This window comes from Achromobacter sp. (genome assembly GCF_036567245.1).
GTDB lineage: Bacteria > Pseudomonadota > Gammaproteobacteria > Burkholderiales > Burkholderiaceae_B > Achromobacter.
Genome location: NZ_DATCUY010000675.1, coordinates 1 through 7,948, shown reverse-complemented (window position 1 = coordinate 7,948; position 7,948 = coordinate 1). Strand labels below are relative to the sequence as shown.

The window sequence follows — 7,948 nt, the reverse complement described above, 5'->3', positions numbered from 1 at the left end:
GCCAGCCGCTCGGGCGGCGACGCGGCCCCCAGCCATGGCACCTCCGGCAACGCCACGCCCGGCGCACCCATCAGCGGCATCCACCAGGACCTGACCGTGCTCGTCCGTCAGCAGCTGGACGTGCTGGCCAACCAGACACTGACCTGGCAAGGCGAAGCCTGGCCGGGCACACCCATGGAATGGGAAGTCGAGCGTGATCCCTACGGCGGCGACCCGGAGTCGGCGATGTCCACCTGGGCCACGCGCCTGAAGCTGGACCTGCCCCGCCTGGGCCTGGTCGATGCCCGGCTGAACCTGGCCGGCGATCAGATCGTCCTGCAACTCATCGCGCCGCACAGCGCCGCCGAAATCAATGACTCCTCGGACGGGCTGCGAGCACGCCTGTTGGCCGCCGGCCTGACCCTGAGCAATCTGTCGGTGAGCGTGGTGGAACCGCGCCCCGAATTCCCGGCCGATATCTGATGAGCCGCTTCACCCCCTCGCCGGGCTCGGACCCGAACGCCAACCGCAATGCGGCGGTTGCCATTTCCTACGATGACAAGGACGGCGCGCCGCGTGTGGTCGCCAAGGGCTACGGCCAGCTCGCGGACACCATCGTCCGCGCAGCCCAGGATAACGGCCTCTACGTCCACGAATCGCGCGAATTGGTCGGCCTGCTGATGCAGGTGGACCTGGACGCACATATTCCCCCCCAACTCTATGTAGCGGTGGCAGAATTGCTGGCCTGGCTCTACCGCCTGGAATCGCGCGAGTTCCCCGAACCCGCAGCGCCCGCCTGACCCTATTACCTGAGGAAAACCAAAGTGTTGGATGCCAGCGACCCGGAGTTTCTGCTGACCCGGCCTGAAGAGATGCGCTCGGCCCTGTTCGAGCTGACCCACCCCGACAGCCACATCCTCGTTCGCGACGCCGCGGACCGCGAGATGGCGGTGTTGATCCTGGGCGTGGACAAGCAGGCCGGCGAGTTCTTCTGGAGGCCGCGCGATTATGCCGGGGCGGACTTCGAGCAATCCGACTCCATGGGCTTGCTGAGCGGCACCACTTTCCATTTCCATGCCACCGCCTATGGCGGCGTGCAGATCCGCTTTCGCGTGCAGCGGCCCCAGATCATTCATTTCGACGACGGCAGCGCCGCGCTGGTCTCGCCATTCCCGGAGCGCCTGGCCCGCATCCAGCGCCGCAAGATGTTCCGCGCTTCCCTTATCGCGGCCGCCAACGTGTGCCGCGCCAGTTGGCAAGCCTCCCCCGCCGACAAACCCTACACGTTCACGATACGCGATATCTCGGTGGACGGCGTGGGCCTGCGCGCAGGGCTGGCGGTCCCCGCGTTGCCGGAGCGCGGCACCGTGATGGAAAACGTGCAGCTGGATTTCGGCGACCATGGCAAGCTCAATGCCAGTCTGGAGGTGCGCAATGTGTATCCGGTTTCGGGCCAGCCCATGGTGCAGTCGTCCGATCCGGACGAACCGGCGCCCAGGCATGTGTCGCTCACTGGCGAACCGCCGGTGAGCCACCTTGGCGCAATTTTTCTCAATCTGGATGCGCGCCAGGAGAACTGGCTGCAGCAGGTAGTCTGGCGCCTGGAAAGAGGCGCCCAGCGCAATTGATGGCTGGCCGCGGGGACATGCGTCGCATGCGCCCCGCCCGATGCCTGTTCGCGCTTCCGACCCAGGCGGAAACACCGTCCCCGCAACGAGGCTCAGACCGCCATCGAGGAGATTTCCTTGTAGGCCGCAACCAGCTTGTTGCGTACCTGCACGGCCGTCTGGAAGCCGATGCTGGCCTTCTGCATGTCGATCATGACGTCGTTGAGGGAAATATCGGGTGCGCCCAGTTCGAAAGCCTTGGCCTGCGCCGTGGCGGCGTTCTGGGCGGAAGTCACGCGGCGAATGGAGCGTTGCAGTTCCGCGGCAAAGCCATCCGGCTGGCCGACCACTTCACCTGCGGCGAAGTTACCGGTTTCTGCCTTGCTTACTACCGCGCGCATCTGCTGAAGCATGCTTTCGATGCCGGACAAGCCTGATACAGCCATTACCTGATTCCTTGCTGATGGGGATTACGCCAATGTTGCGCACAGCGTAACCCCGATCCCCCCGGTTCATAGCCGACAAGAACCGCCAAAAAACCCGACATTTCCGCGTATGCAGCCGCCTCCCGCCTGGGCGGTGGCGGCGACTTTCGCCTTGTTGGGGACATAGGAGATAAGTAACGCCAAAAACCGGCCGTTTTCAACGATTGGGATGGACGTCTCAGGGGCAATAATCCACGCTCTCCCCAGACCAGAAGCACGTTGCATGTGTAATCTGCCCTACCCAGACATGAAGTCCCATTTCCAGCTCCGCGTGGCCAGCGGGGGCCGCCAATGAACCAGCAGGCCACCCTGAGTTCGTCGCTGCTGACGAAATTCCCCGTGCTGGAGAAGGTGCGCGCGCTGCCCAAGCCCATTCTGCTGGGCGCGGCGGCGGCTCTCGTTGCGGTCATCGTCGCCGTGGCGATGTGGAGCAGCGAACCCAAGTACAAGGTGCTGTTCTCCAATCTGGATGATCGCGATGGCGGCGCCATCGTGGCGGCGCTGGGAACGATGAACGTGCCCTACCGCTACAACGAAACTGGCACCGCCGTGCTGGTTCCGGCCGACCGTGTGTACGACGCGCGCCTGCAGCTGGCGTCCCAGGGCCTGCCGCGCGGCGGCTCTGTCGGTTTCGAACTGATGGACAACGCCCGCTTCGGCGCCAGCCAGTTCACGGAACAGATCAACTATCAGCGCGGTCTTGAAGGCGAGCTGGCACGTTCGATCGAAGCCATGCACACCGTGCAGCACGCCCGCGTGCACCTGGCCATGCCGCGCCAGTCGCTGTTCGTGCGCGAGCGCCAGGCGCCCACCGCCTCGGTGCTGCTGAACATGCATCCCGGCCGCAGCCTGAGCGACGCCCAGGTTTCCGCGATTTCCTGGCTGGTCGCCTCGAGCGTCCCCGAACTCACCGCCGAAAACGTGTCCATCGTCGACCAGAACGGCCGCCTGTTGTCGGCGCCGCTGGGCGAAGGCCGCGGCATGGACGCCGATCAGATGCGCTTCGTGCGCGAAATGGAACAGCGCACGGTCGAGCGCATCCTCACCATCCTCAATCCGCTGGTGGGCTCGGCCAACGTCCACGCCCAGGCCAGCGCCGACGTCGACTTCGCCCGCCGCGAAGAAACGTCCGAGATCTACCGCCCGAACCAGGAGCCCGGCCAGGCCGCCGTGCGCAGCCAGCAGACCAGCGACTCGACCCAGCGCGGCGTCAATCCCGCCCAGGGCGTGCCCGGCGCGTTGTCGAACCAGGCGCCGGCAAATCCCCAGGCCCCCATTGCCAATCCGCCGCAACCGCAGCCGCCCCGTCCCGGCCAACCGCAGCAACAGCCCGCCAACACCCAACAACAGACCGGCACGCAGGCCGTCACCGGCAACCTGAACGAACGCCGCGACGCCACCACCAACTATGAAGTGGACCGCACCATCAGCCACATCAAGCAGCCGGTGGGCAACCTCAAGCGTCTGTCCGTGGCCGTGGTCGTCAACTACATGCGCGACAAGGACGGCGAATTGCAGCCCCTGCCGCCGGAAGAACTGAACAAGCTGACCAACCTCGTCCGTGAAGCCATGGGCTACTCCGAGACCCGCGGGGACTCGCTCAACCTGGTCAACAGCCAGTTCAACGACGGCCCGCCGCCGGTGCCGATGTGGCGCGATCCGGAAATGATCTCGCTGTTCAAGACGATCCTGGCATGGCTGGTCGGTGGCGTGCTGGCGCTGTGGCTGTATCGCGTACTGCGCCGCACGGTGGGCGACTACCTGTACCCACCGGTCGATCCGGAACAGGCTGAAGCCGAACGCATCGAAGCGGCGCGCGAGGCCCAGGACGCGGCCCGCGCCAAGGAAGTGGACCGCTACCAGGACAACCTGGAACGCGCCCGCACGATGGCCAACAAGGATCCGCGCGCCGTTGCAATGGTTCTGCGCACCTGGATGAGCAAAGATGAAAAATGATTCCACGCCGCTGGACGGCATGACGCGCAGCGCCGTCCTGATGATGTCGCTGGGCGAGGATGCCGCGGCCGAGGTCTTCAAATACCTCAGCGCCCGTGAAGTCCAGCAGGTCGGCGCCGCCATGGCCAGCCTGAAGCAGGTCACCCGCAGCGACGTCGCCGTGGTGCTGGAAGAATTCCGCCAGGAAGCCGACCAGTTCATGGCCGTCACGCTGGGGTCGGACGACTACATCCGCACCGTGCTGACCAAGGCGCTGGGCAGCGACCGCGCCGCCGGCCTGATCGAAGACATCCTGGAAGCCGGCGAAGGCGGCAGCGGCATCGATGCGCTGAACTGGCTGGATCCGAACACCGTGGCCGAACTGATCGGCGACGAACATCCGCAGATCATCGCGACCATCCTGGTGCATCTGGAGCGCGACCGCGCCGCCGGCGTGCTGGCGCTCCTGACGGACCGCCTGCGCAACGACGTGATGCTGCGCATCGCCACTTTCGGCGGCGTGCAGCCCGCGGCGCTGTCCGAACTCACCGAGGTCCTGAATTCGGTCCTGGCCGGCCAGGGCGCAAAGCGCAGCAAGATGGGCGGCGTGCGCACCGCGGCCGAGATCCTGAACATGATGAACTCGGCCGAGGAAGAAACCGTGGTCGCCAGCCTGCGCGAGCGCGACAGCGATCTGGCGCAGAAGATCATCGACGAGATGTTCGTCTTCGACAACCTGCTCGACGTCGAGGATCGCGCCATCCAGCTCATCCTCAAGGAAATCGACAACGACACGCTCATGGTCGCGCTCAAGGGCGCCCAGGAAGAGCTGCGCGCCAAGTTCCTGCGCAACATGTCCAGCCGCGCCGCCGAAATGCTGCGCGAAGACCTGGACGCGCAAGGCCCGATCCGCATGTCCAAGGTCGAGGCCGAACAGAAGAAGATCCTGCAGATCGCGCGTCGCCTGGCGGAAAGCGGCCAGATCGTCCTGGGCAACCAGGGAGACGATGCGTATGTCTGAAGTGGACGGCGGCGCCACGACACTCATCTCGCGCAGCGCCGCCTGGCGACGCTGGCAGATGCTGTCGTTCGACGAGCCCGCGGTCGTCGAACCGGAGCCCGAGCCCGAACCCGATCCGGGTCCGGATCCCGAAGTGGTGATGGCCCAGTTGCGCGCCCAGGCGCTTGCCGAAGGCCGCGAGGAAGGCCATGCCCTGGGCCACGCCGCCGGCCTGGAAGCCGGCCAGCAGGCCGGCTACGAAGCCGGTCTGGCCGCTGGCCGCGAGCAAGGCTACGCCGAAGGCCTCAACCAGGCCCGCGAGCAAGGCGCCGCGGAAGCCCAGCGCCTGCACGCGCTGGTCGAGGCTTGCGCCGCGTCCCTAGGCTCGCTCGAAGAAAAAATGGGCCAGGGCCTGCTGACCCTGGCTCTCGACATTGCCCAGCAGGTCGTGCGCACCACGCTCGCCGAACAGCCGGATACCGTGATCAGCGCCGTGCGCGAAGTGCTGCACATCAATCCCACCGCCGGCGGCCAGATGCGCTTGTGGGCCAATCCCGAAGACATCGAACTGATCCGCCTGCACCTGGCGGATGAACTCAAGGAAGGCCATTGGCGCGTCCTGGCCGATGAGTCCATCTCGCGCGGCGGCTGCCGCGCCGAAACGCCCTACGGCGACATCGACGCCAGCTTGCAGACGCGCTGGCGCCGGGTCGCGGCCTCGCTGGGCCGCAACGTATCCTGGGAGGAACCGGTGTGAGCGCCGATCCGGTCCCCGCCCTGCCCGGCCAACCGGCCCCGGCCCCGGCCGCTGCCGCCGTGCCGGTCATCGACCGCTGGCAGACCCAGTTGCAGATCGGCTCGATCCGCGCCGCCTCGACCGACCCCTGGCTGGTCAGCGGCAAGATCACGCGCGCCACCGGCCTGGTGCTGCACGCGACCGGCCTGCGCCTGCCGGTAGGGGCGGCGGCCCGCATTGAAATCGCGCGCGGCCATGATCACTGGGCGGATGCCGAAGTCGTCGGCTTCGACGGCCATACCCTTTATCTGATGCCGCAGGCCGACATTTCCGGCTTGCCGCCCGGCGCCCGCGTCGTGCCCGGCGAGCCGCCCGTCCAGCGCCAGATTCCGCTGCCGCGCAAGGCCGAACTGAACGGCAACGCCAAGCCGCAGCTGGGCCGCCATCTGCCGGTGGGCAATGCCTTGCTGGGCCGGGTGCTGGACGGCGCCGGCCGGCCGCTGGACGGACTGGGTCCGCTCACGGGCGCCGAACTGGCGCCCCTGTCCGCCCAGCCGATCAATCCGTTGTCGCGCGCACCCATCGATACGGTGCTGGACACGGGCGTGCGCGCCATCAACGGCCTGCTCACGGTCGGCCGCGGCCAGCGCATGGGCCTGTTCGCCGGTTCCGGCGTCGGCAAGAGCGTGCTGCTGGGCATGATGGCCCGCTATACCAAGGCCGACGTCATTGTCGTCGGCCTGATCGGCGAACGCGGCCGGGAAGTCAAAGAGTTCATCGAGCACAACCTCGGCCCCGAAGGCCTGGCGCGCTCGGTCGTGGTGGCCGCGCCGGCCGACGTATCGGCGCTGCTGCGCCTGCAAGGCGCCGCCTATGCCACCCGCCTGGCCGAACACTTCCGCGACCAGGGCCTGGACGTGCTGCTGATCATGGACTCGCTGACCCGTTATGCCATGGCGCAGCGCGAAATCGCCCTGGCCATCGGCGAGCCGCCCGCCACCAAAGGCTATCCGCCCTCGGTCTTCGCCAAACTGCCGATGCTGGTCGAACGCGCCGGCATGGGCGCGCCCGGCCCATCCGGCAAGGCCGGCTCGATCACCGCTTTCTACACCGTGCTGGCCGAAGGCGACGATCAGCAGGATCCTATCGCCGACTCGGCCCGCGCCATCCTGGACGGCCACGTCGTCCTGTCGCGCCACCTGGCCGAAGCAGGCCATTACCCCGCCATCGACATCGAAGCGTCGATCTCGCGCGCCATGACCTCGCTGATCACGCCCGAGCAGTTCACGGTAGTGCGTCGCTTCAAGCAAAGCCTGTCGCGCTACCAGCGCAACCGCGACCTGATCGCGGTAGGCGCCTACGCCGCCGGCAACGATCCACAGCTGGATGACGCCATCGCCCGCTACCCGCGCCTGGAAGCCTTTCTGCAGCAGGATATCGGCGAGAACGTCGGCTATGAAGCCGCCGTCAGCCAGCTGCGCGCCAGTTTTGAATTGAGAGACGCTTATGCCTAGCCAATTGCCTTTGGACATGCTGATCAACCTGGCCAAGGAAAGCACGGACGAAGCCGCGCGCCTGCTCGGCAGACTCAGCGCCGAACGCACCAACGCCGAGCGCCAGCTGTCCATGCTGCATGACTACCGCCAGGACTACCTGGAACGACTGCAACAGGCCATGACGACCGGCATGTCAGCCAGCGACTGCCACAACTACCAGCGCTTCATCAGCACCCTGGACGACGCCATCAGCCAGCAGCAGGGTGTGTTGAGCCAGGCCGACGACAACCTCGCGAAAGGCCGTCTCTACTGGCAGCAGGAAAAGCGCAAGCTCAACTCCTACGACGCCCTGGCGCAGCGCGAATTGCGCGCCCAGGCCGTGGTGGAATCGCGCCGCGAACAGCGCGCCAACGACGAATATTCCGCCCGCCTGGTCCAACGCCAGGCCGGCATGCACTAAGCAATGTCTCACAGGAAGCCCCAGATGAACGCTCCCCTGCCCCTGCCCTCGATCGCGCCCGCTGCGCCGACCTCCATCGCCGACGCGTTCGGCGCCAAGGCCGCGCCCGCCAACAAAAAGGGTCCCAGCTTCTCGGACGTGCTGGCCCAACAGCGCCCCGCGCAACAGCGCCCCAACCAGGCCGCCGACTCGCGGCCGGCAAAGAACGCCGCCAAAACGCCTGCCGACGGCCAGAATTCCGGCGACCCCG

General features: G+C 66.7%; 9 protein-coding genes and 1 pseudogene. 9 read left to right on the top strand and 1 reads right to left on the bottom strand.

Annotation, left to right across the window (positions count from 1 at the left end; genetic code table 11):
• The 3 genes from VIR09_RS28850 to VIR09_RS28840 all read left to right on the top strand — a co-directional run.
• A partial coding sequence (locus VIR09_RS28850) for a flagellar hook-length control protein FliK (protein ID WP_332015984.1) occupies positions 1-462 on the top strand: 462 nt, incomplete at its 5' end.
• Entirely contained in the window at positions 462-779 is a 318-nt protein-coding gene (locus VIR09_RS28845; RefSeq protein ID WP_332015983.1) for an EscU/YscU/HrcU family type III secretion system export apparatus switch protein, read from the top strand. The genes VIR09_RS28850 and VIR09_RS28845, both read left to right, overlap by 1 nt.
• A gap of 24 nt (positions 780-803) precedes the next feature.
• Positions 804-1,607, top strand: coding sequence for a flagellar brake protein (locus tag VIR09_RS28840; RefSeq protein WP_332015982.1), 804 nt, complete (start codon positions 804-806; stop codon positions 1,605-1,607).
• Between the two features lie 92 nt (positions 1,608-1,699).
• On the opposite strand, the gene fliE is transcribed toward VIR09_RS28840, so the two are convergent.
• Entirely contained in the window at positions 1,700-2,032 is a 333-nt protein-coding gene (gene fliE, locus VIR09_RS28835) for a flagellar hook-basal body complex protein FliE (protein WP_332015981.1), read from the bottom strand.
• Between the two features lie 330 nt (positions 2,033-2,362).
• Between fliE and fliF the strand changes: the two genes are divergently transcribed.
• The 6 genes and pseudogenes from fliF to VIR09_RS28805 all read left to right on the top strand — a co-directional run.
• The gene (fliF, locus tag VIR09_RS28830) at positions 2,363-4,027 is read left to right on the top strand and encodes a flagellar basal-body MS-ring/collar protein FliF (RefSeq protein WP_332015980.1); all 1,665 of its coding nucleotides are present in this window, start codon (positions 2,363-2,365) and stop codon (positions 4,025-4,027) included.
• Positions 4,017-5,027, top strand: coding sequence for a flagellar motor switch protein FliG (gene fliG, locus VIR09_RS28825; protein ID WP_332015979.1), 1,011 nt, complete (start codon positions 4,017-4,019; stop codon positions 5,025-5,027). Before fliF ends, fliG begins: the two co-directional genes overlap by 11 nt.
• A complete protein-coding gene (fliH, locus tag VIR09_RS28820; protein ID WP_332015978.1) occupies positions 5,020-5,763 on the top strand; it encodes a flagellar assembly protein FliH in 744 nt (247 codons plus the stop codon). The genes fliG and fliH overlap by 8 nt, the downstream gene beginning before the upstream one ends.
• A 20-nt stretch (positions 5,764-5,783) precedes the next feature.
• Positions 5,784-7,256, top strand: coding sequence for a flagellar protein export ATPase FliI (gene fliI / locus VIR09_RS28815; RefSeq protein ID WP_332015985.1), 1,473 nt, complete (start codon positions 5,784-5,786; stop codon positions 7,254-7,256).
• Positions 7,249-7,698 (top strand): flagellar export protein FliJ, encoded by a 450-nt coding sequence (gene fliJ, locus VIR09_RS28810; RefSeq protein WP_332015977.1) that lies wholly within the window; start codon positions 7,249-7,251, stop codon positions 7,696-7,698. The genes fliI and fliJ overlap by 8 nt, the downstream gene beginning before the upstream one ends.
• A gap of 24 nt (positions 7,699-7,722) precedes the next feature.
• Positions 7,723-7,948, top strand: a pseudogene (locus VIR09_RS28805) (flagellar hook-length control protein FliK); the annotation flags it as partial.

Coding starts and splice junctions, on each gene's coding strand:
- VIR09_RS28845 (WP_332015983.1), top strand. CDS start 462: ATGAGCCGCTTCACCCCCTCGCCGGGCTCGGACCCGAACGCCAACCGC.
- fliE (WP_332015981.1), bottom strand. CDS start 2,032: ATGGCTGTATCAGGCTTGTCCGGCATCGAAAGCATGCTTCAGCAGATG.
- fliF (WP_332015980.1), top strand. CDS start 2,363: ATGAACCAGCAGGCCACCCTGAGTTCGTCGCTGCTGACGAAATTCCCC.
- fliG (WP_332015979.1), top strand. CDS start 4,017: ATGAAAAATGATTCCACGCCGCTGGACGGCATGACGCGCAGCGCCGTC.
- fliH (WP_332015978.1), top strand. CDS start 5,020: ATGTCTGAAGTGGACGGCGGCGCCACGACACTCATCTCGCGCAGCGCC.
- fliJ (WP_332015977.1), top strand. CDS start 7,249: ATGCCTAGCCAATTGCCTTTGGACATGCTGATCAACCTGGCCAAGGAA.